Annotated in this window: 24 protein-coding genes; 12 read left to right on the plus strand and 12 right to left on the minus strand. The window is 71.2% G+C overall.

Annotated elements, in window-relative coordinates:
• Positions 1-16: 16 nt before the first annotated feature.
• The gene (locus IDM46_RS02895; protein WP_185114761.1) at positions 17-574 is read right to left on the minus strand and encodes a cytochrome b; all 558 of its coding nucleotides are present in this window, start codon (positions 572-574) and stop codon (positions 17-19) included.
• Entirely contained in the window at positions 571-1,179 is a 609-nt protein-coding gene (locus IDM46_RS02900; RefSeq protein WP_185115238.1) for a YceI family protein, read from the minus strand. The genes IDM46_RS02895 and IDM46_RS02900 overlap by 4 nt, the downstream gene beginning before the upstream one ends.
• Positions 1,180-1,460: 281 nt before the next feature.
• Here IDM46_RS02900 and IDM46_RS02905 point away from each other — a divergent pair, with 281 nt between their 5' ends.
• Positions 1,461-5,024: a hybrid sensor histidine kinase/response regulator gene (locus tag IDM46_RS02905; RefSeq protein ID WP_185114762.1), complete on the plus strand. Its 3,564-nt coding sequence runs from the start codon at positions 1,461-1,463 to the stop codon at positions 5,022-5,024.
• Here IDM46_RS02905 and hemE read toward each other — a convergent pair.
• Genes hemE through IDM46_RS13570 form a run of 4 tightly spaced genes read right to left on the minus strand, consistent with a single transcriptional unit; the run spans position 5,021 to position 8,060 of the window.
• Positions 5,021-6,094: a uroporphyrinogen decarboxylase gene (gene hemE / locus IDM46_RS02910; RefSeq protein ID WP_185114763.1), complete on the minus strand. Its 1,074-nt coding sequence runs from the start codon at positions 6,092-6,094 to the stop codon at positions 5,021-5,023. The two genes, IDM46_RS02905 and hemE, sit on opposite strands and share 4 nt — an antisense overlap.
• Before the next feature lie 34 nt (positions 6,095-6,128).
• Positions 6,129-6,386 (minus strand): WGR domain-containing protein, encoded by a 258-nt coding sequence (locus IDM46_RS02915; RefSeq protein WP_182822685.1) that lies wholly within the window; start codon positions 6,384-6,386, stop codon positions 6,129-6,131.
• A gap of 43 nt (positions 6,387-6,429) precedes the next feature.
• The gene (gene aroB, locus IDM46_RS02920) at positions 6,430-7,518 is read right to left on the minus strand and encodes a 3-dehydroquinate synthase (RefSeq protein ID WP_223878009.1); all 1,089 of its coding nucleotides are present in this window, start codon (positions 7,516-7,518) and stop codon (positions 6,430-6,432) included.
• Positions 7,515-8,060, minus strand: a complete 546-nt coding sequence (locus IDM46_RS13570; protein WP_223878010.1) for a shikimate kinase — start codon at positions 8,058-8,060, stop codon at positions 7,515-7,517. Before IDM46_RS13570 ends, aroB begins: the two co-directional genes overlap by 4 nt.
• Before the next feature lie 102 nt (positions 8,061-8,162).
• Here IDM46_RS13570 and IDM46_RS02925 point away from each other — a divergent pair, with 102 nt between their 5' ends.
• Complete coding sequence (locus tag IDM46_RS02925; protein WP_185114765.1) at positions 8,163-8,366, plus strand: dodecin family protein; 204 nt, start codon at positions 8,163-8,165, stop codon at positions 8,364-8,366.
• Here the strand turns inward: IDM46_RS02925 and IDM46_RS02930 are convergent.
• Positions 8,335-9,141, minus strand: a complete 807-nt coding sequence (locus tag IDM46_RS02930; RefSeq protein WP_185115239.1) for a kinase — start codon at positions 9,139-9,141, stop codon at positions 8,335-8,337. The genes IDM46_RS02925 and IDM46_RS02930 overlap by 32 nt on opposite strands.
• A gap of 107 nt (positions 9,142-9,248) precedes the next feature.
• Here IDM46_RS02930 and pdxH point away from each other — a divergent pair, with 107 nt between their 5' ends.
• The 3 genes from pdxH to IDM46_RS02945 are packed head-to-tail and all read left to right on the plus strand — an operon-like array spanning position 9,249 to position 11,117.
• Positions 9,249-9,845, plus strand: coding sequence for a pyridoxamine 5'-phosphate oxidase (gene pdxH / locus IDM46_RS02935; RefSeq protein ID WP_185114766.1), 597 nt, complete (start codon positions 9,249-9,251; stop codon positions 9,843-9,845).
• Positions 9,842-10,672 carry a cobalamin-binding protein gene (locus IDM46_RS02940; RefSeq protein ID WP_223878011.1) on the plus strand — a complete coding sequence of 277 codons (831 nt, stop codon included), beginning with the start codon at positions 9,842-9,844 and terminating at the stop codon, positions 10,670-10,672. The genes pdxH and IDM46_RS02940 overlap by 4 nt, the downstream gene beginning before the upstream one ends.
• Positions 10,673-10,721: 49 nt before the next feature.
• Entirely contained in the window at positions 10,722-11,117 is a 396-nt protein-coding gene (locus IDM46_RS02945; RefSeq protein ID WP_221441768.1) for a DoxX family protein, read from the plus strand.
• 9 nt (positions 11,118-11,126) lie between these two features.
• Here IDM46_RS02945 and IDM46_RS02950 read toward each other — a convergent pair whose 3' ends face one another.
• Genes IDM46_RS02950 through IDM46_RS02960 form a run of 3 tightly spaced genes read right to left on the minus strand, consistent with a single transcriptional unit; the run spans position 11,127 to position 13,193 of the window.
• Positions 11,127-11,612: a DUF4426 domain-containing protein gene (locus IDM46_RS02950; RefSeq protein WP_185114768.1), complete on the minus strand. Its 486-nt coding sequence runs from the start codon at positions 11,610-11,612 to the stop codon at positions 11,127-11,129.
• On the minus strand, positions 11,605-12,450 hold the full coding sequence (proC, locus tag IDM46_RS02955) for a pyrroline-5-carboxylate reductase (RefSeq protein ID WP_223878012.1): 846 nt from the start codon (positions 12,448-12,450) through the stop codon (positions 11,605-11,607). Before proC ends, IDM46_RS02950 begins: the two co-directional genes overlap by 8 nt.
• Before the next feature lie 50 nt (positions 12,451-12,500).
• Positions 12,501-13,193, minus strand: a complete 693-nt coding sequence (locus IDM46_RS02960) for a YggS family pyridoxal phosphate-dependent enzyme (RefSeq protein ID WP_185114770.1) — start codon at positions 13,191-13,193, stop codon at positions 12,501-12,503.
• A 138-nt stretch (positions 13,194-13,331) separates the two neighbouring features.
• Between IDM46_RS02960 and IDM46_RS02965 the strand changes: the two genes are divergently transcribed.
• The 4 genes from IDM46_RS02965 (at position 13,332) to IDM46_RS02980 (ending at position 17,144) form a co-directional block, all read left to right on the plus strand.
• Complete coding sequence (locus tag IDM46_RS02965) at positions 13,332-14,369, plus strand: type IV pilus twitching motility protein PilT (RefSeq protein ID WP_182822670.1); 1,038 nt, start codon at positions 13,332-13,334, stop codon at positions 14,367-14,369.
• Positions 14,370-14,381: 12 nt separating this feature from the next.
• The gene (locus IDM46_RS02970) at positions 14,382-15,512 is read left to right on the plus strand and encodes a PilT/PilU family type 4a pilus ATPase (RefSeq protein WP_182822668.1); all 1,131 of its coding nucleotides are present in this window, start codon (positions 14,382-14,384) and stop codon (positions 15,510-15,512) included.
• A gap of 114 nt (positions 15,513-15,626) precedes the next feature.
• Positions 15,627-16,253, plus strand: a complete 627-nt coding sequence (locus tag IDM46_RS02975) for a superoxide dismutase (protein ID WP_182822666.1) — start codon at positions 15,627-15,629, stop codon at positions 16,251-16,253.
• A 429-nt stretch (positions 16,254-16,682) separates the two neighbouring features.
• Positions 16,683-17,144, plus strand: coding sequence for a peptidylprolyl isomerase (locus IDM46_RS02980; RefSeq protein ID WP_185114771.1), 462 nt, complete (start codon positions 16,683-16,685; stop codon positions 17,142-17,144).
• Between the two features lie 39 nt (positions 17,145-17,183).
• On the opposite strand, the gene IDM46_RS02985 is transcribed toward IDM46_RS02980, so the two are convergent.
• Positions 17,184-19,031, minus strand: a complete 1,848-nt coding sequence (locus tag IDM46_RS02985; protein ID WP_221441769.1) for a DUF4153 domain-containing protein — start codon at positions 19,029-19,031, stop codon at positions 17,184-17,186.
• 85 nt (positions 19,032-19,116) lie between these two features.
• Here IDM46_RS02985 and IDM46_RS02990 point away from each other — a divergent pair, with 85 nt between their 5' ends.
• Genes IDM46_RS02990 through IDM46_RS03000 form a run of 3 tightly spaced genes read left to right on the plus strand, consistent with a single transcriptional unit; the run spans position 19,117 to position 21,109 of the window.
• Positions 19,117-19,677, plus strand: coding sequence for a YqgE/AlgH family protein (locus IDM46_RS02990; RefSeq protein ID WP_182822662.1), 561 nt, complete (start codon positions 19,117-19,119; stop codon positions 19,675-19,677).
• A complete protein-coding gene (ruvX, locus tag IDM46_RS02995; RefSeq protein ID WP_182822660.1) occupies positions 19,677-20,138 on the plus strand; it encodes a Holliday junction resolvase RuvX in 462 nt (153 codons plus the stop codon). Before IDM46_RS02990 ends, ruvX begins: the two co-directional genes overlap by 1 nt.
• Before the next feature lie 38 nt (positions 20,139-20,176).
• Positions 20,177-21,109 (plus strand): aspartate carbamoyltransferase catalytic subunit, encoded by a 933-nt coding sequence (locus tag IDM46_RS03000; protein ID WP_185115242.1) that lies wholly within the window; start codon positions 20,177-20,179, stop codon positions 21,107-21,109.
• 13 nt (positions 21,110-21,122) lie between these two features.
• Here the strand turns inward: IDM46_RS03000 and mgtE are convergent, their stop codons facing one another.
• Positions 21,123-22,484 carry a magnesium transporter gene (gene mgtE, locus IDM46_RS03005; protein WP_182822658.1) on the minus strand — a complete coding sequence of 454 codons (1,362 nt, stop codon included), beginning with the start codon at positions 22,482-22,484 and terminating at the stop codon, positions 21,123-21,125.
• Positions 22,485-22,490 lie beyond the last annotated feature (6 nt).

Genomic DNA, 22,490 nt, shown 5'->3' on the forward strand with positions numbered 1-22,490 from the left:
GGCGGACGCGTTCGGTTCAGCCGCGCGCGCGCCAGCCGGGCAACATGCGCCGCAGCGTGTCGTCGCGCTGGAAGATGTGGTGGTACAGCGCGGCGCCGGCATGCGCCGCCACCAGCAGCACCAGCACCCAGAACATGGTTTCGTGCGCGTCGTTGGCCAGGTCGGCCAGGCCCTCGTTGGGCGGCGACAGCTTCGGCACTTCGGCCAGCCCGAACCAGCGGAACGGCCGCAGGCCGCTGGCGGAGTCGTACAGCCAGCCGCTGAGCGGCATCGCGAAGATCAGCGCGTACAGCGCCCAGTGGGTCACCGAGGCGATCATCGCCTGCAGGCGCGGGGTGCCCGCGACCGGCGGTGGCGCGCCGGCGTACAGGCGCCAGCCGAGGCGCAGCAGCGCCAGCGCCAGGATGGTCAGGCCGACCGACTTGTGCGCGGTGTAGACCCAGAAGTACTTGGGCGTGCGCGGCAGCTCGCCCATGGTCAGGCCGACCACGGCGACCACCAGCAGCAGCACCACGATGGTCCAGTGGAAGGCCTGGCTGACGGCGCCCCAGCGGGTGATGTTCTTGAGGGTCATGGCGGGGTGGTGTCCTCTGCTTGCGGCGTGGCGGTGGCGGGCGGGGCCGTGTCGTCGCGCGAGCGCACCGCTTCGACCTCGATGCGGAGCTCGATCGCGTCGCCAATCACCGAGCCCCATGCGGTGCTGCCGAAGTCCGCGCGGCTGAGCGTGGTGGTGGCGGAGAAGCCGATCGTGCGGCGGAATGGCGGCAGCGGGTGGCGACGATGGCCGTTGAGGGTGGCATCGAGCACCACGTCGCGGGTCACCCCGCGCAGCGACAGCGTGCCGTGGATGCGCGCGCGGCGGTCGTCGATGGCCTCGACCCGTGTGGATGCGAAGCGCGCCAGCGGGTGGCGTTCGCTGTCGAGCAGTCCGCGTGCGGCGACCGCGCGGTTCCAGTCCGCATCACCGAAGTCCAGCCGCGACAGCGGCACGTCCGCGACCACCGACGCGCCGGTCCAGTCGCCAGGCACGAAGCGCAGCTGGCCGGTGGTCCCGGACACGGTGCCGATGGCGCGCGAAAAGCCGGCATGGTCGACAGCCAGCGCAAGGCGGGTATGCACCGGGTCGATGGCGTAGGTGTCGGCATCGGCGGCGGTGCCGGCCGCCACCGCCGGCGGCATCGCGACTGCGCCATCGGGCGCGCCTGCCGCGTCGCGCGTCACCGCCGGCATGCAGGCGGCCAAAGACACCGCCATCGCCATGACGGGGAGCACGGCCAGCGGCTGGCGGCCTGTTCGCGGCATGGCATGCATGGGCGTTCCCTGCGAACGACGCGTCGCGCCGACGGGCGATTCTAGGCGCAGGCCGCCGGCGCGGCGCAACTTGCGCCGGATACGGTGCGTTGCGAGGATGCGCTGGGGTGGCGTGGGCGCGTGCCCGCCGCGGATGGCCGGGGAGGCACATGCGAGGTTTGGCGACATGGATCGGCCTCTGCCTGTGCGGGTTGCTGGCGGGCATGGCCGTGGCCGCGGTGCCGCAGTTGCCGCAGCCGCGCCAGATCAGCGTGTTCGACGGGCTGCCGTCGAATCGCGTCAACGCGCTCGCCGAAGACCGCCAGGGGTACCTGTGGATCGCCACGCGCGACGGCCTGGCGCGCTATGACGGCGTGGGTTTCCGCATCTGGCGGGTCGGCGACGGCCTGCGCGACAACTTCATATGGTCGGTGCATGTCGATGCGCAGGACCGGGTGTGGATCGGCACCCAGAACGCCGGCCTGGCGATGCTGGACGTGGAGCGCGAGGCGTTCACCTGGTACGACAGGAACTCGCACGCGGCGATCGCCGGCAACGATGTGTGGTCGGTGGCGAGCACGCCCGATGGCGACGTCTGGTTCGGGACCGCGGAGAGCGGACTGCACCGTATATCGCCCGACGGCCGCGTGCGGCAGTACGCGCACGAGCCGGGCAATGCCGACAGCCTGCCCTCCAACGGCGTGTCGCATCTCGCCGTGGACCGGCGCGATGGCACGCTGTGGATCGGCACCAAGGGTGGCGTGGCGCGCTGGACCGGTTCGGGCTTCGCCAGGTTGCCGGTGGATGCGCTGCCGTCGTTGCTGATCGACGGGCTGACCGTGGACGACGGCGGCGAGGTCTGGATGGGCATGCACGGCGCGGGCATGGTGCGGCGCGTGGATGGACGCATCGAACGCCTGCCATGGGTGGACCCGGTGCTCGGCCAGCCCGCGCTGCACATGCTGCTCGAGGATGCGCAGGGCGCGCGCTGGCTGGATACCCGCAGTGGCCTGGCCTGGGAGCGCGACGGTCGCGTCGACAACGTGCCGCTGTACAGCACCACCAGCCGCGGCCTGGTGCGTCCCGCCTGGTCCAGCGCATACGAAGACCGCGAAGGTGGCCTGTGGTTCGCCAGCTCCGATGCCGGCCTCTGGCACCTGCCGGCCAACTGGCGGAATTTCACCGTGCTGCAGCGGCGCCTTGGCGATCCGGCTTCGCCGGCCAACGCCTTCGTCTACGGCGTGGCACCGGCCACCGCCGCCGGTGGGCGTGGACTGTGGCTGGTCGGCAGCGGTGGCGTGCTCGACTGGATGGATCCGGAAACCGGCAGCATCGAACACCGGTTCACCGAAGTGTGCGGGGCGCTGCTGGTCACCGGCGTGCTCGAAGCGCGCGATGGCGGCGTGTGGCTCGGTTGCCAGGACCAGTTGGTGCGCTTCGATCCGCTGAGCCGGGCGGTGCGCCGCTGGCATGCCGATGGCAGCGCCGATGCCGCGCCACCCGGGCGCATCGCGCACTTCGTCGAATTGCAGGACCGCACGCTGTGGCTGGCCACCCTGCACAGCGTCCAGCACCGCGACCGTGCCGGCCGGGTGCTCGACACCGTCCACCGCGGCGATGGCCGTGGCCTGGGCTTCAATGATTCGGTCGAGCAGCTCGCGCGCGCGCCGGATGGCGGACTGTGGCTGGTCGGCAGCGGCGGGCTGCGTACGTGGAATGACGGCCTGCGCCGCTTCGAAGCGATCCCCGGCGCGCCCGGGATCGCACTGCAGGGCGTCGCCATCGAAGCGTCGGGAGACGGCCACCGCATCTGGCTCGCAGGCAACGGCGTGCTGTCGGTGTATCGCTGGGATGGCGCGTCGCTGCACCACCTGGACACGGTGGACGCCGCCCAGGGACTGCCGACCGTCGCCCCGGGCGGGGTGCTGGTGGACGACGCCGGCGTGGTGTGGATGACCACGGCGCGCGGACTGGTCCGGTTCGACCCGGTGACACGCCGGGTGCGCGTCTACGGCGTGCGCGACGGCCTCCCGAGCCACGAGTTCAGCGAGTACCCGATGCAGATGTCGCCGTTGGGCTACGTCGCCGCCGGGACCGCCGATGGCCTGCTGCTGTTCCATCCGCGGCAGGTGCAATGGACGCAGGGCACGCCGACGCTGGCGGTGGAGTCGATCGACCTGCGCCGCGGCGACGATCGCGTGTCGCTGTCGCCGCTGGCCACCCAGCTTGAACTGCGCCACGACGATCGCGACCTGCGCGTGGTCGCGCGCCTGCTGTCGTTCACCGACGCGCACGCGCACCGCTACCGCTTCCTGCTCGAGGGCGACGATGCCGGCTGGGTTGAGACCGGCGCGGCCGGCGAGCGGATCTTCCCGAAGCTGGCCCCTGGCCGCTATCGGCTGCAGGTGCAGGCACGCACCGCCGACGACGCGTGGTCACCCTCGCAGCAGCTGGTGCTGCACGTGCAGCCCCCGTGGTGGCAGGCCGCCTGGGCGCAACTGCTGTTCGTCGCGCTCGCGGTCCTGCTCGTGCTGTGGATCGGGCGCGCCTACCGGGGCCGTTTGAAGCGTCGCCACGCCTGGCAGCTCAACGAGCAGAAACGCGACCTGGCCGAACAGGCGTCGCTGGCCAAGACCAGGTTCCTGGCCACGCTGGGCCACGAAGTGCGCACGCCGATGACCGGCGTTCTGGGCATGAGCGAGCTGCTGCTGGGCACCGAGCTCGAGCCGCGCCAGCGCGGCTATGCCGATGCCATCCGCCGCGCCGGTGAGCACCTCATGCGCCTGGTCAACGACGCGCTCGACCTCGCGCGCATCGAGGCCGGCAAGCTGGAGCTCGATGCCCAGCCCTTCGACCTGGTGGAGCTGCTCGACGAAGTGGCCGGCATGGTCGAGCCGATGGCCCGCCAGCGCGGCCTTGCCTTCCGCCGGCACATCGATGCCGACACCCCGCGCTGGCTGCTCGGCGACGCCGGCCGCGTCCGGCAGATCCTGCTCAACCTGCTCGGCAACGCGATCAAGTTCACGGAGGTCGGCAGCGTGTCGCTGCAGGCGGCACCGATGGCCGGCGCCGGCGTGCGCCTGGTGGTGTCCGATACGGGGCCCGGGCTCAACGATGAGCAGAAGGCGTACCTGTTCCGGCGCTTCGAGCAGGCCGAAGGCGTGCGCACGGCGTCGCGTTACGGCGGCAGTGGCCTGGGCCTGGCGATCTGCCAGGAGCTTGCCGTCGCCATGCGGGGGCGCATCGAGCTGGACAGCACGCCGGGGCAGGGCACGGACTTCACCGTCGACCTGCCGCTGCCAGGCGCGCAGCCGCCCGGGACGCGGCCAGCTAACATCCGACCGCCACGCCCGGCACAGCGGCCGCTGGACATCCTGCTGGTCGAGGATGACGCCACGGTCGCCGAGGTGATCGTGGGCCTGCTGCATGCGCAGGGGCACCACGTGGTGCACGTGCCGCACGGACTGGCCGCGCTGAGCGAGACCACCGCCAGCCGCTTCGATCTCGCCCTGCTCGACCTCGACCTGCCCGGCATCGACGGCCTCGCGCTGGCGCGGCAGCTGCATGCCTGTGGATTCACCGCGCCGCTGCTGGCGGTCACCGCGCGCGCGGATGCCGACGCCGAGCCCGCGGCGCGCGCGGCCGGGTTCGACATGTTCCTGCGCAAACCGGTGACAGGTGCCTTGCTCGCCGATGCCATCGACGCGCTTCTGGCCGGGGACGAGGTGTCCTAGCGCCGGCTGTAGGCGTGCACCTCGTCCACCAGCACGCGTACGTGCTCCGGGTCCATGCCAGGCGACATGCCGTGGCCGAGGTTGAAGACATGGCCCTCGCGCGAGCCGCCGTTGCCGTCGCGGTAGCTGTCCAGCGCGCGGCGCACTTCGCCACGGATCGCATCGGGGCTGCCGAAGAGCGTGGTCGGGTCGAGGTTGCCCTGGATGGCGACCTTGTCGCCGATGCGGCGCGCGGCGTCACCGAGTTCGATCAGCCAGTCCACGCCGACGCCTTCGGCGCCGGTGGCCGCCAGCGCCTCAAGATGCGTGGCGTTGCCCTTGCCGAACAGGATCAGCGGCGTGCGTTCGGCGCCTTCGCCGCGGTCGAGTTCGCTGGCGATGCGCGCCATGTACGGCAGCGAGAACTCGCGGTACATCGCCGGCGACAGCGTGCCGCCCCAGGTGTCGAACACCTGCAGCGCCTGCGCGCCGGCCGCGCGCTGCGCGGCGAGGTAGGCGATCACCGCGCGGGTGTTGACGTCGAGCAGCGCGTGCAGCGCCTTGGGGTCGTTGTGCGCCATCGCCTTGATGCGCGCGAAGTCCTTGCTGCCGCCGCCTTCCACCATGTAGCAGGCCAGGGTCCACGGGCTTCCGGAGAAGCCGATCAGCGGCACGCTGCCGTCCAGCTCGCGGCGGATCACGCGCACCGCGTCCATCACGTAACGCAGGTCGGTTTCCATGTCGGGCACGCCGAGTTTGGCGATCGCCGCGGCGTCGCGCACCGGGTGCCTGAACTTCGGACCCTCGCCATCGACGAAGTACAGGTCGAGGCCCATCGCGTCCGGAATGGTCAGGATGTCCGAGAACAGGATCGCGGCGTCGAGCTCGAAACGCGCCAGCGGCTGCAGGGTCACCTCGCAGGCCAGCTCCGGGTTGGTGGCCAGGCCCATGAAGCTGCCGGCCTTGGCGCGCGTGGCGCGGTATTCCGGCAGGTAGCGGCCTGCCTGGCGCATCAGCCACACCGGGGTGTGGTCCACGGGTTCGCGGCGCAGGGCACGCAGGAAACGGTCGTTCTTCAGGGTCTGGGGCACGTCTTGGGTCCTGGTAACGGCCCGCGGGGCAGGGTCACGGTTTCGGCACGTCCGCGCCCTGCGCGAACATCAGCTGGAAACCGCGCTTGAGCTGCTGGTCGCGGGCCTGCTCCAGCGCTTTCACGGCGCTGGTCTGGTCGAGGAACTGCTCGCGCCGCACCGTGCTGCGGCCGCCGATCTGTCCGGTTTCGCGCACCAGCGCCCAGCCGCCGAGCAGGTCGGGCTGGAGCATCAGTTGCACGAAGCGCGGCGGTTCGCGGCCTTCGGGGCGTTGTTGCAGGAGCAGGCGCATCCGGTGATTGTAGCCGGCGGCGGGTCCCGGACGCCGCTGCTGGCTAGGCGCCCAGGACGTCCAGCACCGCGGCTTCCGGCACGTCGGACACGACCCGCGCGCGGCCCGCGCCGTCCAAGAGCACGAACCGCAGGCCGCTGGCCTGGGCCTTCTTGTCCAGGCGCATGCGCGCCAGCAGCGCCCGCGGGTCAAGTCCACGCGGCAGCTCCACCGGCAGCCCCAAGCGCAGCAGCAGCGCGCGCAGGCCGTCGGCGTCGCCGCTGGCGGACATGCCGAGCATCGTGGAGAGACGGGCCGCGAGCACCATGCCCACCGCCACCGCCTCGCCGTGGTTCAGGCCGCCGTAGCCCTGTTCGGTCTCGATGGCGTGGGCAAAGGTGTGGCCGAAGTTGAGCAGGGCGCGCTCGCCGCGCTCGCAAGGGTCGCGCGTGACGATCGCCGCCTTGTGCGCGCAGCTGCGCGCGATGGCGTCGGCCAGCGCCGTATCCTCGCGGCCGAGCAGCGCGCCGGCGTGGCCGGCCAGCCAGTCGAGGAAGGGCGCGTCGACGATGGCGCCGTACTTCACCACTTCCGCCAGCCCGGCGCGCAGCTCGCGGTCGGGCAGGGAGCGCAGCACGGCGGTATCGGCCAGCACCGCGCGCGGCGGGTGGAAGGCGCCGACCAGGTTCTTGCCGGCGGCCAGGTCGACGGCGGTCTTGCCACCGACCGAGGAGTCCACCATCGCCAGCAGCGTGGTCGGCAGCTGCACGCAGTCGATGCCGCGCATCCAGCAGGCCGCCGCAAACCCGGCGAGATCGCCGACCACGCCGCCACCGAGCGCAAACACACAGGCATCGCGGGTGGCGCCCAGCGCGGCCAGCGCGTCGATGGCGGCGGCGAAGCCCTGCAGGGTCTTGGACGCTTCACCGGCGGGCAGCACGAAGCGCGCGATGCGCAGGTCCGGGCGTGCGGCCAGCAACGCATCCTCCACGCCCTGCGCATGCAGCGGCGCGACATTGCTGTCGCTGGCCAGCAGCACCTGGCGGCCGCGCAGGGTTGCGGCAAGCGCTTCGCCGTCGGCAAGCAGCCCCTGTCCGATGGTGATGCGGTAGGCGGCGTCACCGCCCACGTCGACATGGCGGATCGCGGTCACGACGCCAGCTCCAGGCCGCGCTGCCAGTCGCTGTCCAGCGCATGGCCGAGCTTCACGGCGGCGTCGGCCGCGGTGAGCGCACGCGTGTCGAACTGCATGTCGGCGACGGCGGCGTAGAGCGGGTCGCGCACCTCGGCCAGGTGCCGCAGCACCGCTTCGCGATCGCCGCCGGCCAGCAGCGGACGGCTGCGGTCGCGGGCCAGGCGCGCCAGCTGCGCCTCCACGTCGACCAGCAGGTGCACGACGTAGCCACGGGTACGCAACAGCACGCGGGTGCCGGCATCGAGCACCGCGCCGCCACCGGTGGAGACCACGCAGCCCGTGGCGGCCAGAAGAGTCGCCAGGACCTCGCGTTCGCGCGCGCGGAATCCGGCCTCGCCCTCGCATTCGAAGATCATCGCCACGCTGGTGCCGGTGCGCAGCTCGATCTCGCGGTCGGCGTCGACGAAGGGCAGCGCGAAGCGCTCGGCGAGGCGGCGGCCGATCGCGGATTTGCCCGCGCCCATGGGGCCGACGAGGACGAGGTTCGGGGCGGGATTCATGCTCCGCGATGCTAGCAGCCGGTGATCCACGGCGCGCCCTTAACATGCGCCGCACTAGGGTTGCAGGCAGCGGCAGTGTCGCCGCCAACCGGAATACCCGCCATGACGATCGCCAAGATCATCGAAGTGAATGCCTCCTCGCCCACCAGCGTCGAGGATGCCGTGCGCACCGGACTGGCCAAGTGCGCGGAGTCGGTCAAGAACATCCGCGGCGCCTGGATCAACGAGACCAAGGTGGTCACCGACGGCGGCGGCAACATCACCGAATGGCGCGTCAACCTGCGGGTGACGTTCGTCGTCGAGTAGGGACCGGCGCGTCAGTGGTCGGCCGTCGCGCGGCATCGAGGCCGATCACCAGGTCCGCGATCGCCGGCAGCGTACGCAGCGCCTGCCGGCTGACGCGTTCGTAGTGCTGGATGAAGCGCTCGATGCCGGCGCGCGTCATCGCCGGCCGGGAAGGCGCGGCGGCGTGCAGCGCCTGTTCCGCCTGCCAGCGCCAGTCCGCCACGACCTCGAAGCCGGGCGGCTGCAGGAACAGCAGCCGGTCCGCGCGCGCCCACAGGGCCGGGTAGTCGCGGGCGAGTGCGGCGTTGCACCAGCGGCGCCAGGTGGCGTCGGGGTCCTCGTCGCGTTCCAGGGCGTTGACCGGTGTGGCCAGCGCGGCGTCGTCCTCGGCGGTTGTGCCGATGAACCAGCCTTCCAGGATCACCAGGCGGATGCCGGCGACCCGCGGCCAGTCGCTGCGCGTGCAGCGCCGGTCGGCGAGCTTGTCGAAGCGCGGCAGGTCGGCCGAGCCGGTGGCGCGCAGCGCGTCCAGGGTGGCGAACGCGAGCGCCAGGTCGTGCGTGCCGGGCGGGCCGCGCGTGGCGAGCAGCGGGTGCACGTCGCGGGCCAAGGCCTGGCGCGCGTCGTGGTCGAGGTAGACGTCGTCGATCGACAGCACCGCGGTGGGCAGGCCGCGTGCGGCGGCTGCCCGCGCCAGCTGCGCGGCCAGCGTCGACTTGCCGGAGCCCTGGACGCCGCTGATCGCGAACACCCGCGCGCCGGACGCGATCACCTCGGCCAGCACGGCGGCCATCATGGCATCGCCGAAACCGCCGCGCGGGTGCAAGGGCGTCTGCATCCGTGCACGATAGCGCGGCGCCGGCGCGTGCCGCGCGCGTGCCGTCCATGTGGAGTCCTGCCGTGATGACCGACCTGTACGCCGAAGCCCTGGCCACCTTCGACACGTTGTTCGACGAGGCGCGCGATGCCGGCGAGCCCGACCGCACCGCGATGACCCTGGCCACCGCCACGCCCGACGGCCGACCCTCGGCGCGCACCGTGCTGCTGAAGGCGCACGACGCGCGCGGCTTCGTGTTCTACACCCATCTCGACGGCCGCAAGGGCCGCGAACTGAAGTCCAACCCGCGCGCCGCGCTGCTGTTCCATTGGCCGCGGGTCCGCCAGGGCGTGCAGGTGCGCATCGAGGGGCCAGTGGCGATCATCGACGAGGCCGAGGCCGACGCGTATTTCGCCACGCGGGCGCGCGGCAGCCAGCTTGGCGCCTGGGCGTCGCTGCAGTCGGAGACGCTGGCCGCGCGCGAGGACTTCGAGCGCCGCCTGGCGGACTATGCGCAGCAGTTCGACGGCCGCGACGTGCCGCGCCCGCCGCGCTGGAACGGCCTGCGCGTGCGCGCCGACCGCATCGAGTTCTGGTACGGCGCCGACTACCGCCTGCACGAACGCTGGCTGTACGAATGCGACCACGCCGGCGACTGCAGCAAACGGATGCTGTACCCGTGAGCGAAGCGGGGGCCACGCATGGGCCGCGGCGGATCGTCTGCCTGACCGAGGAGCCCACCGAGACCCTGTACGCGCTTGGCGAGCAGGACCGCATCGTCGGCATCAGCGGTTTCACGGTGCGGCCGCCCGAGGCGCGCCGGGAAAAGCCGAAGGTGAGCGCGTTCACCAGCGCGAAGATCGGCGCGATCCTGGCGTTGCGCCCGGACATGGCGATCGGCTTTTCCGACATCCAGGCCGACATCGCCGCCGAGCTGGTGCGCAACGGCGTGGAGGTGTGGATCAGCAACCACCGCAGCGTGGATGGCATCGTCGACTACGTGCGCCGGCTGGGTGCGCTGGTCGGCGTGGCCGCGCGCGCCAATGCCTATGCCGATGACCTGCGACGCGGTCTGGACGAGGTCGCGGCGCTGGCGGCCGCGCTCCCGCGCCGGCCGCGCGTGTATTTCGAGGAGTGGGACGACCCGCCGATCACCGGCATCCGCTGGGTCGCCGAACTGCTGCGGATCGCCGGCGGCGACGACGTGTTCCCGGAGCTTGCCGCCGAGCCGCTGGCGAAGCAGCGCATCCTCGCCGACGCCGGTGAAGTGGTGCGCCGCGCGCCGGACATCATCATCGGCTCGTGGTGCGGCAAGAAATTCCGCCCCGACAAGGTGGCCGCGCGGCCGGGCTGGGACGCGATCCCGGCGGTCCGCGACGGCGAGCTGCACGAGGTCAAGTCGCCGCTGATCCTGCAGCCGGGGCCGGCGGCGCTGACCGACGGCGTGCGCGCGCTGGCCGCGATCGTGCACGGCTGGTCGCAGCGCGAACGCGCGCGCGGCCGGGGCTGACGCGCGCCGCGCGCTCTGCGATGATCCGCCACCCCCGAGGAGAACCGACATGAACCAGGCCGCCATGCACGATGCCGCCCGCCTCCTGCTGCGCATCGCGCTCGGCGTGCTGGTGCTGCTGCACGGCGTCGCCAAGCTGCGCGGCGGCATGTCCGGGATCGAGCGCCTGGTCGAGGCCAACGGCCTGCCGGGCGTGCTGGCCTACGGTGTGCTGGTCGGCGAGGTGCTGGCGCCACTGATGCTGCTGCTCGGCTTCCATGCACGCCTCGGCGCGGCGCTGGTCGCCATCAACATGCTGTTCGCCGTCGTACTGGCGCACATGGGCCAGCTCGGCCAGTTCAACGGCGAGGGCGGCTGGGCGCTGGAACTGCAGGGCATGTTCCTCGCCACGGCGGTCGCGATCATGCTGCTGGGGCCCGGCCGCTACAGCCTCAACCAGCGCTGAGCGCGTCGCTCAGGGCAGGATGTCGCGGCTGAAGCGCAGCGTCATCGGCGCGGCACCCGCGGCCTCCACGTTGATGTCGAAGCTGAGCGTCTCCGGCGGCTTCACACGCAGGGTGCCGACATAGTCGATGTAGCCGTCGCTGCGCACTTCGCGCAGCGCGATCGGCTGGCCGCGGCCGAGCAGGTCGCTGGCCCTTGCTTCCACGCGCGCCGGGAGCGACGCCTCGTCCGGGCCCGCGCGCAGGCTGATCACCAGCACCATGCCGGCGGCCTCGCGGTCGATGCCGTAGGTGCGCGCCATCGCCGCGCCCACGACGCCAGCAGGCACCAGGCTGGCACGCAGCACGCGGTCGCCGTCGCGGAGTTCGGCCGGCGGTTCGACCGCATTCGGCGGCGGTGACGGCGCGGGGCCGTTGCCGCAGGCGGCCAGCGTGACTACCAGGGCAAGGCCGAACAGGGCGGATCGGCGGCGCGGGGCGATCGTGTGCTCAGTCATTGGCGGCGGACAGTTCGCGGCCACGCACGGTGGCGCGGTCGATGGCGGCGGCCACCAGCGGGCGCAGCCCGCCGGATTCGAAGGTCTCGACTGCTGCCTGGGTGGTGCCGCCGGGTGACGTGACGCGATGCCGCAGCTCGGCCGGTGCCTCTCCGGACTCGGCCAGCATGCGCGCCGCGCCGAGGATGGTCTGCAGCACGAGGGTGCGGGCGGCGTCTGCGGGCAGGCCTTGCGCGCGCGCGGCATCTTCCATGGCTTCGGCGAGCAGGAAGACATAGGCCGGGCCGCTGCCCGAAACCGCGGTGACCGCGTCCATCAGCACTTCGTCGTCGATCCACACCGTGGCGCCGGCGCTGGCCAGCAGCGTTTCGGCACGCGCGCGGCCGTCGCCATCGACATGGCGGTTGGCATGCAGTCCGCTCACGCCCGCGCCGAGCAGCGCGGGGGTGTTGGGCATGGCGCGGACCACGGCGGCGCTGCCACCCAGCCAGCGGTCGAGTTGTGCCGCGGTGATGCCGGCGGCAATCGAGATCGCGAGCGGCCGAGCGTCGCGCGCGGTGGCGGCCAGCTCCTCGCAGATTCCGCGCATCACCTGCGGCTTGACCGCCAGCAGCCAGGTGTCGGCGCCCGCCACCGCATCGCGTGCGTGTTCGAACACCTGCACGCCGAAGTCGCGCGACAGCGCGTCGCGCAGCGCCGCGACCGGTTCGGCGACACGGATGCGCACGGGATCCACGCCGCGCGCGACCAGGCCACCGACCAGGCTGCGCGCCATGTTGCCGCCGCCGACGAAGGCGGTGATGCCGGTGTCGGCGGGAGCGGATGGCTGGGCGGGCATGGCGGCGGTCTCGGATGCGAGCGATGGCGGCATTGTCGCCGAGGGCGGTCTCAGGCGCGCGCGCCGAACAGCGCGGTACCGACGCGGACCATGGTCGCGCCCTCGGCGATCGCCTCCGGAAAATCCGCGCTCATGCCCATCGACAGCGTGTCCACCCCGGCATGACGGGCGGCCAGCGCGTCGAACAGTCCACGCATCGCGGCGAACGCGGCGCGGCGCCCGGCTTCGTCCGCGCGCGGTGCCGGGATCGCCATCAGCCCACGCAGTGCGAGCGTGGGACGGGCCGCGATCGCGTCGGCCAGCGCGGGCACGTCACCCGGCGCGCAGCCGTGCTTGCTGTCCTCGTCGTCGATGTTCACCTGCACCAGTACCGCCAGCGGCGCGCGGTCGGCGGGACGCGCCGCGGCCAGCGCAAGGACCAGCTTGAGGCGGTCCACCGACTGCACCCAGTCGAACAGCACGGCGGCCTGCGCGGCCTTGTTGGACTGCAGGTGGCCGATGAGATGCCATTCCAGTCCGGCGCCTGCGAGCGCCGCGATCTTTGTCGCGGCCTCCTGCACGTAGTTCTCGCCAAACGCGCGCGCGGCACCCGGCCGCGCCCGCGCCCAGTCGTCGGCCAGCGCCGCCAACTCGCCGGCGTTGCGGGTCTTGCCCACCGCGACCAGCCGCGCGTCTGGCCTGCGGGCGTCGCGGGAGGCGTTTTCAATGTCGCGCAATACGCGCTCGAGCCGTCCGGATGACATCGGTCCGCCTCCCTGGCCACCGTGGATTTGTGACGCGGATACGAGGCTATACTGCCTGCGGGGAGTAGTCTGGCGCCAGCCGCGGGGTGGCGTGGCCACTCGATTTGTCTACTGATGCAATGCCGCTGGGGAGCATGCATGGATATCGCTGAACTGCTGGCATTCTCGGTCAAGAACAAGGCGTCCGACCTGCACCTGTCCGCGGGCCTGCCGCCGATGATCCGCGTCGACGGCGACGTCCGCCGGATCAACATCCCGGCGCTGGACCACAAGCAGGTCCATTCGCTGGTGTACGACATCATGTCGGACAAGCAGCGCCGCGATTACGAGGAATTCCTCGAGGTCGACTTCTCGTTCGAGATTCCCGGCCTGGCGCGCTTCCGCGTCAACGCCTTCAACCAGAACCGCGGCGCGGGCGCGGTGTTCCGCACGGTGCCGTCCGAGGTGCTGACGCTCGAGGACCTCGGCACGCCGCGGATCTTCAAGGAGCTGATCGACCAGCCGCAGGGCCTGATCCTGGTCACCGGCCCCACGGGCTCCGGCAAGTCGACCACGCTCGCCGCGATGGTCGACCACATCAACAAGACCGAGTACGGGCACCTCCTCACCATCGAGGACCCGATCGAGTTCGTGCACACCGCGCAGAAGTGCCTGATCAACCAGCGCGAAGTGCACCGCGACACCCACGGCTTCAACGAGGCGCTGCGCTCGGCGCTGCGCGAGGACCCGGACTACATCCTGGTCGGCGAGCTGCGTGACCTCGAGACCATCCGCCTGGCGCTGACCGCCGCGGAAACCGGGCATCTGGTGTTCGGTACCCTGCACACCAGCTCGGCGGCCAAGACCATCGACCGCATCATCGACGTGTTCCCCGCTGGCGAGAAGCCGATGGTGCGCTCGATGCTGTCGGAGTCGCTGCGCGCGGTGATCTCGCAGGCGCTGCTGAAGAAGGTGGGCGGCGGGCGCACCGCGGCCTGGGAAATCATGGTCGGCATTCCCGCCATCCGCAACCTGATCCGCGAGGACAAGGTCGCGCAGATGTATTCAGCCATCCAGACCGGGCAGCAGCACGGCATGATGACCCTCGACCAGCATCTCCAGGACCTGGTGAAGCGCGGCATGGTCACGCGGCCGCAGGCCCGTGACTACGCCAAGGACAAGCGGCTGTTCGAGTAACCGGAGCACCACATGAGCGCCATCGATTTCACCTCGTTCCTCAAGCTGATGGCCCACCAGAAGGCCTCGGACCTGTTCATCACCGCCGGCATGCCGCCGTCGATGAAGGTCCACGGCAAGATCTCGCCCATCACCCAGAACCCGCTCACGCCGCAGCAGGCGCGCGACCTGGTGCTCAACGTCATGTCGCCGCCGCAGCGCGAGGAGTTCGAGCGCACGCACGAATGCAACTTCGCCATCGGTGTCTCGGGCGTGGGCCGTTTCCGCGTGTCGTGCTTCTACCAGCGCAACCAGGTCGGCATGGTGCTGCGCCGCATCGAGACCAGGATCCCGACCGTCGAGGAGCTCAACCTCCCGCCGATCATCAAGACCCTGGCGATGACCAAGCGCGGCATCATCCTGTTCGTGGGCGCCACCGGCACCGGCAAGTCGACGTCGCTGGCGGCGATGATCGGCTACCGCAACCAGAACTCCACCGGGCACATCATCACCATCGAGGACCCGATCGAATTCGTGCACAAGCACGAGGGTTGCATCATCACCCAGCGCGAGGTCGGCATCGACACCGACAGCTGGGAGAACGCGCTCAAGAACACCCTGCGCCAGGCGCCCGATGTGATCATGATCGGCGAGGTGCGTACCCGCGAGGGCATGGACCACGCCATTTCGTTCGCTGAAACCGGCCACCTGGTGCTGTGCACGCTGCACGCCAACAACGCCAACCAGGCGATGGACCGCATCATCAACTTCTTCCCGGAGGACCGTCGCGGCCAGCTGCTGATGGACCTGTCGCTGAACCTCAAGGGCGTGGTGGCGCAGCAGCTGATCCCCACGCCGGACGGCAAGGGGCGGCGCGTGGCGATGGAAATCATGCTCGGCACGCCGCTCGTGCAGGACTACATCCGCGACGGCGAGATCCACAAGCTCAAGGAAGTGATGAAGGAGTCGACCAACCTCGGCATGAAGACCTTCGACCAGGCGCTGTTCGAGCTTTACCAGGCCGGCGAGATCTCCTACGAGGATGCGCTGCGCTACGCCGACTCCGCCAACGAGGTGCGCCTGCGCATCAAGCTGGCGCAGGGCGGTGATGCGCGCACGTTGTCGCAGGGGCTGGACGGCGTCGAGGTGGCCGAGGTGCGTTGAAACGCTGCATTTCACGTGTTCCGCGAAGGGCGCCTGGTGGCGCCCTTCACGTTTGCGCCCTTTTTACCTTCCACCGGCGACAATGACCGGCCGTTCCAACACCCGGAGATCCCCATGGCTTTCACCCTGCCGAAGTTGCCCTACGCCTACGACGCGCTCGAGCCGCACATCGACGCGCAGACGATGGAAATCCACCACACCAAGCATCACCAGACCTACATCAACAACGCCAACGCCGCCCTCGAGGGCACCGAGTGGGCCGACAAGAGTGCCGAAGAGATCATCGCCAACCTCGACAAGCTGCCCGAGGACAAGCGCGTGCCGCTGCGCAACAACGCCGGTGGCCACGCCAACCACTCGCTGTTCTGGACGGTGATGTCGCATGAGGGTGGCGGCAACCCGGTAGGCGAGGTGGCCAAGCGCATCGACAGCGACCTTGGTGGCTTCGACGCGTTCAAGGAAGCCTTCACCAAGGCGGCGCTGACGCGCTTCGGCAGCGGCTGGGCGTGGCTGTCCACCGACAAGGCCGGCAAGCTGCTGGTGGAAAGCAGCGCCAACCAGGACAGCCCGCTCATGAAGGGCATCGGTTCGGGCAACACCCCGATCCTCGGCCTGGACGTGTGGGAACATGCGTACTACCTGAAGTACCAGAACCGCCGCCCGGACTACATCGGCGCGTTCTACAACGTGGTCGACTGGAACGAAGTCGAGCGCCGTTACCAGGAAGCCATCGCGGGCTGAGTAGCGCACGCTTCCCCGGCAGTGCCGGGGATAGTGGTTCCGAACTCGAAGACCCCGCAGCGATGCGGGGTTTTTCTTGTTTGGCCTCACGGCCACTCTGGTGCTCTTCGCGCGTCGCTGGTTCCGGAGAGCACACGCACGGGATCGCGGGCAGTGGCTTTGCTCCTCAAACCACCGCGAAGTGCGGCGTACCGGGTGCCAAGGCCCTTGAGGGCGAAGTCAAGGAGGAGGCGATGGCCGCAAGGCCATCGCCGGGGGACATGAGTCCTCAAGGGCCTTGGCACCCGGCGCCCGTATCAGCGCCGCGCTTTTTCTCCAATGTGAGGAGAATCAGGACACGTGCTGATGACGCCCGGGCACACCCGGGGTTGCGTCGTGGAGCCGCGCTGGCGAGGATTGCGGCGACACCCCTCGAGGACCGCGCCGACGATGGATATCGCAGACCGCCGCATTGCCACCGTGCACTTCACGCTGACCGACGCGGCCAGCGGCCAGGCGATCACCAGCACGCGCGGCCACGAGCCGCTGACCTACATGCATGGCAGCGGCGGCATCGCGCGCGGGCTCGAACAGGCGCTGGAAGGACGCAAGGCCGGCGACCGGTTCGAGGTGGTGGTGGCGCCGGAGGACGGTTTCGGCCAACGCCATGACGCGCTGGTGCAGACCCTGCCGCGCGCGATGTGGCGCGCCCCGTCGGAGCCCACGGTCGGCGACAAGCTCGAGACCACCACCGCCAGCGGACCGCTCGAAGTGGTGGTGACCGCGGTGTCCGCTGACGGCATCACCGTCGACGGCAACCACCCGCTGGCCGGACGTGCGTTCCGCGCCGAAGTCGAAGTGCTTTCGGTGCGCGTGCCGACCCCGGACGAGGTGCAATTCGGCCTCGGCTGACATAAGCGCGCCCGGGCGGCCCCGAGCGGCAGCGAACGCTCAGGGACCGCAGTCGGTGCACGCCCCTGGGCGGGCGTCGGCCTCGACCGTCGCCTCGCCCCTGTTGTCGTGGAATTCGCGCACCGGCCCATCACCGATGCGCACGTCCGGCCAGCGCCGCGGCTGGGGGGCGATGCGCCCGGCGAGGAGGTCGGCGCGCAGCTGGCGGCGGCCGGCGCGCCCGCCATCGGCTTGCTGCCACAGGCCCAGGCTGCCGGTCACGCGCCAGGCGCCATCGGCACCGGGCGTGGCGTGCGTGCAGTCGCCGCCCATGTCCTCGCGCATCACGCACAACAAGGTTTCGCGCGTGCCGTCGCCGTCCAGGTCCGGGGTGAGCAGGATGCAGTCCGAGCCCTCGCGCAGGCAGTCCCCGGCACCGAGGCGTCCAGCGGCCAAGGCCTGCCACCAGCCGTCGTCGGGTGCCACGGCGCTGCCCGCCAGTTGCAGGTCTGCGCGGAGCGCCTCGGCGTCGCGCTTGCGGTTGTCGTCACCCGGCTCGAACCCGCCCCAGCGTGATGGCCGGGCCAGCACCCGCTCGAGCTCCGCGAGGCGCGCGGGCTCGGTCGTGAATGCGGGATTGCCACGCAGCGACAGGGTCGCCAGGTAGCCGCGGCGCCCGCTGTCGAACCGCAGCCAGGCCAGGTCGAAGTCGTCGGGCGCGGTGCGCCCATCGGCCAGGCGCTGCATCTGGCTGGCCACGCCGATGCGCTGGCCGTCGATCACCGGCGAATTCGCCAGCACCACCAGCGCCACCACCACCCAGGACATCACCCGGTTCACGCCGCGCACCGGCCCGAGCCAGTGGCCGCGCCCGCGCAGCGCGGCGAACGCGTAGCCGAACGCATGCGCCGCCACCACGGCCACCAGCAGCACTGCCCACACGCGCGCGCTGGTCCAGCCGTGTTGCGCGATGCGCAGCCACAGGGCGTAGAGCGCGAGCACGGCGTACAGCGGCAGCACCAGCAGGCCGGCGTCGACCACGCGGCGCAGCCAGGCCGGGTAGGGCGGCGTGCCCTCGCCGTCCTGGAACACGGCATTGGTGAACACCACCAGCAGCGCGACCACGCTGACCAGGATCGTTGCCGCCGACGCCCGCTCCCACAGCGGCGCCAGCCCGGTGAACGGCAGGCTCACCACGAACAGCACGGCGATGAAGGCGAGCAGCGGCAGCAGGCCGGTGAAGATCGCGAAGAGCACCTGGCGCGCCACCTGCACCGCCCGCGCCTGGGTGCGGCCGATGAGCACGCCGAGGCCGGCCATGGCACCGGTGGCGAGATAGACGAACGCGTCCTCGCGGAACAGTTCGCGGAAGAACGTGATCTTGACCAGCGCGAACAGCGCCGCCCACAGGTACAGCACCGCCCAGCAGATGGCGGTGAACAGCGCGGCCAGCGCCAGGGTCAGCGCGTTCTGCCAGGCGTGTTCGACCAGCGCCGGGTAGGCCGCGCGCCAGTGGCCGTCCACCAGCCGGCACTGCAGCCAGGGGAGGATCACGAACAGGCCGATGGCCAGGGACACGCCGAACGGGCCCAGCACCTCGGAGGCGCGGATGCCGGGCCCCCCGGTGGCGTTCCAGGCGGCCCAGGTGGCCAGCGCGGCGACCACCAGCAGGGTCGCGACCGCGTGCTGCCAGAACCGCGCGTCGCGCAGGCGCCGCACGCTGAGCGCCATCACGGTCGGCACGGCGAGCACCAGCGTGTACCAGCAGACACGCCCGCCGAGGGCGTTGAACGGCCACCAGCCGGCGGCGTCGCCCTTCTGCGCCAGGTACATCAGGCCGCCCTGCAGCACGGCCAGCAGCACGATGAACGCGCGCTCGTTCCTGGGCAGCGGGGTGTCCACGGTCATCGGCTTGCATCCTGCGGTCGTCGGGCCCGGCGAGTATGCCTGCGCGGCTGGGGCGGGCGCGCCCGCCACTGGCTAGAATGGCGGCATGACCATGTCCCCGCTCGCCAACCAGCTGCTGGTCGCGCTGCCCGCGTTGTCCGATCCGCATTTCGCGCGCAGCGTCGCGCTGGTGTGCCAGCACGATGCCCAGGGTGCGATGGGCATCGTGGTCAATCGCGTGTCCGACTACGCGCTGGGCGACGTGTTCTCGCAGATGGGCATCGCCTGCGCCGACGAGGCGCTGTGCGCGGTTCCGGTGCTTGCCGGTGGCCCGGTGCATCCCGAGCGCGGATTCGTCGTGCACGACGGCGACCGCGGCTGGGATTCCAGCCTCGCGATCGCGGACGGCCTGTTCGTCACCACGTCGCGCGACGTGCTCGAGGCGATGGCCGTCGGCGAAGGCCCGGCAAACGTGGCGATGGCGCTGGGCTGCGCGGGCTGGGGCGCCGGGCAGCTGGAGCACGAGCTCACCGAAAACAGCTGGCTGACCGTGCCCGCCGATGCCGCGCTGCTGTTCGAAGAGCCGCTGGAGTCGCGCTGGCAGGCCGCCGCGGGCCGCATCGGCGTCGACATGGCGCGCATGGCGGACTACGCCGGTCACGCCTGATGGGCACGATCCGCAGCGACGGCACCGTACTCGGCTTCGACGTCGGCTCGCGCCGCATCGGGGTGGCCGTGGGCAGCGCATTCGGCCACGGCGCACGCGCGCTGGAAGTGGTGGACGTGCATGGCGACGCGGTCGACTGGTCGGCGATCGACCGGATCAGGAAGGAATGGGGGCCCGATGGCTGCGTGGTTGGCGATCCGCTGACCCTCGAGGGCGGCGACCAGCCGATCCGTGCGCGCGCACATGCGTTCGCGCGCGCGCTGGCGGTGCGCTACGGAATCCCGGTGGTGCTGGTCGACGAACGCTCGAGCTCGATCGAGGCGGCGCAACGCTTCGCGCTCGACCGCGCCGAAGGCCGCCGGCGCCGGCGCGATGCCGCGGCGCTGGATGCGGTGGCCGCCGCGGTGATCATCGAACGCTGGCTGGCGGCGCCGCAGGACGCGGTGGCGGTGACGCCATGACCGGCTCGCCGCAGCCGGCCGCGACGCGCGCACTGCCGATGCAGACGCACGACGATGGCCGCCTGCGCCACCTGCTGACCCTTGAAGGGCTGCCGCGCGCGACGCTGGTGGCGCTGCTGGATCGTGCCCAGGCGTTCGTCGACGGCCAGGGCGCGGCGGATCCGCGCGCGCTTGCCGGCAGCGCGGTGTGCACGCTGTTCTTCGAGCCGTCCACGCGCACGCGGCTGTCGTTCCAGCGCGCCGCGCAGCGCCTGGCCGCCGACGTGCTCGATTTCGACGCCTCCACCTCGTCGACCAGCAAGGGCGAGACCGCGCTCGACACGCTGCGCAACATCGAGGCGATGGGCGTGCGCGGCTTCATCGTGCGCCACCACGCCGATGGTGCCGCGGCCGCGCTGGCAACCGCCGCGCAGCCCGGCACCGCGGTGGTCAACGCCGGCGATGGCCGCAGAGCGCATCCCACCCAGGGCCTCCTCGACATGCTGACCCTGCGCCAGGCCAAGGGCGCCGACTTCGCGCGGCTCAAGGTGGCGATCGTCGGCGACATCAGGCACTCGCGCGTCGCGCGCTCCGACTTGCACGCGCTGCGCACGCTGGGCATCGGCGAGATCCGTGCCTGCGGCCCGCGCGCGTTGCTGCCCGATGACGACACGCTTGCCGGTTGCATGGTCGGAGATGACTTCGACGCGGCGCTCGACGGCGTGGACGCGGTGATGATGCTGCGCCTGCAGCGCGAACGCATGGTGGAAGGCCTGGTGCCGTCGCTGGAGGCCTACCACCGCGACTTCGGCCTGACCCACGCACGCCTGCTGCGCGCCGCGCCGGATGCCGTGGTGCTGCATCCAGGACCCATGAACCGCGGCGTGGAGATCGACGACGCCGTCGCCGATGGCGCGCAGTCGCTGATCCTGCGCCAGGTGTCCAACGGCGTCGCCGTGCGCATGGCGGTGCTGGAAGCGCTGCTCGCCTGAGCGGAGCCGCGCCTCAGCGCAGCAGGATCACCGTCGCCAGGCCGAGGAAGCTGAAGAATCCCATCACGTCGGTGACCGCGGTGACCACCACGCCACCGGCCACCGCCGGGTCGATGTTGGCGCGCTTCATGGCCAGCGGGACCAGCACGCCGGCCAATGCCGCGGCGCAGAAGTTGATGACCAGCGCGACCGCGATGACCACGCCCAGCAGCCAGTCGTGGAACCACGCGAACGCCACCAGTCCCACGAACGAGCCGATCAGCAGGCCGTTGATCAGGGCCACGCGCAGCTCCTTCCACAGCAGCACGCGCGCGTTGCTCGCGCCCACCTGGCCAAGCGCCAGGCCGCGCACGATCAGCGTCAGCACCTGCATGGCGGCGTTGCCGCCGATGCCGGCGACGATGGGCATCAGCACCGCCAGCGCCACGATCCGCTCGATGGTGCCCTCGAAGCGCCCGATCACCCAGGCGGCGAGGAACGCGGTGGCCAGGTTGACCGTGAGCCACACGATGCGCCCGCGCACCGCGCGCCGCACCGGCGAGAACAGGTCCTCGTCCTCGTCCAGGCCGGCGGCGCCGAGCGCCTGGTGCTCCGCCTGCTCGCGGATGATGTCGACCACGTCGTCGATGGTGATGCGGCCGAGCAGCACGTTGCCTTCGTCGACCACCGGCGCCGACACCCAGTCGTGGTCGGAAAACTGGCGCGCCACCGACTCGGCCGACGCGTCGACGTGGATCGCGGTCAGTTCGTCGTCGATCAGGCGGTTGATCGGGCTCGCCGGCTCGTGCGTCACCAGGTCCTGCAGCGCCACCCAGCCGATCAGCTGGTGGCGGCGGTTGACCACGTACAGGTGGTCGGTGTGCTCGGGCAGTTCGCCGCGCAGGCGCAGGAAACGCAGCACCACGTCCACCGTGGTGTCGGCGCGCACCGTGACCACATCCGGATTCATCAGCCGGCCGGCGGTGTCCTCGGGATACGACAGCACCTGCTCCAGGCGCTCGCGGTTCTCGCGGTCCATCGACTTGAGGACTTCCTCGATGACCGTGGCGGGCAGGTCGCCCACCAGGTCGGCGAGGTCGTCGATGTCGAGGTCTTCGACCGCGGCCACGATCTCGTCGGTGTCCATGTCGGCGAGCAGGCTTTCGCGCACCTCGTCGCCCACGTGCACCAGCACCTCGCCGTCGTCCTCGGGATCGACCAGGCCCCAGACCACCATGCGGCGGCCGGGTGGCAGGGATTCGAGGAGGTTGCCGATCTCGGCCGGGGCCAGCGTGTTGACCAGCCGCCGCACCGGGCCCAGGCGGCCGCTGTCGATGGCGTCCGACAGCAGGCGCAGCTGGCGCGCGGTCTTGTCGTGGCGGACGGCTTCGGCCATGGCGGG

It is taken from the genome of Luteimonas sp. MC1825 (genome assembly GCF_014764385.1).
Lineage (GTDB): Bacteria > Pseudomonadota > Gammaproteobacteria > Xanthomonadales > Xanthomonadaceae > Luteimonas.